Source organism: Streptomyces sp. NRRL F-5650 (assembly GCF_000721365.1).
Taxonomy (GTDB): Bacteria; Actinomycetota; Actinomycetes; order Streptomycetales; family Streptomycetaceae; genus Streptomyces; species Streptomyces ardesiacus.
Genome location: NZ_JOGV01000186.1, coordinates 1 through 280, shown reverse-complemented (window position 1 = coordinate 280; position 280 = coordinate 1). Strand labels below are relative to the sequence as shown.

Sequence of the window (280 nt, the reverse complement as noted above, 5' to 3'; positions counted from 1 at the left end):
GACGGACGACGGCGCGTCGTCCAGGTCGACCAGCAGGAAACGGCCCGGATGTTCGGAGGACGCCGTACGGATCAGACCCTGCACCGCGGCCTGTCCGGTATCGGGCCGCTCACCGAGGGCGACGGCCGACCCACCGTGGGTCACCACGACGAGCCTGGCCTCCTCCAGCTCCGGAAGAGCCAGCCACTCCTGCACCTGGGCGAGTACGGGGGCCAGCAGCGCACGAACGGCGGCAGGGGTGTCCCCACCCGCTGTCCGTGGGCAGGTCAGGAGCACGGTC

General features: G+C 71.8%; 1 protein-coding gene. It reads right to left on the bottom strand.

Annotated elements, in window-relative coordinates:
* A partial coding sequence (locus IG88_RS40000) for a SpnB-like Rossmann fold domain-containing protein (RefSeq protein ID WP_420712123.1) occupies positions 1-276 on the bottom strand: 276 nt, incomplete at its 3' end.
* Positions 277-280 lie beyond the last annotated feature (4 nt).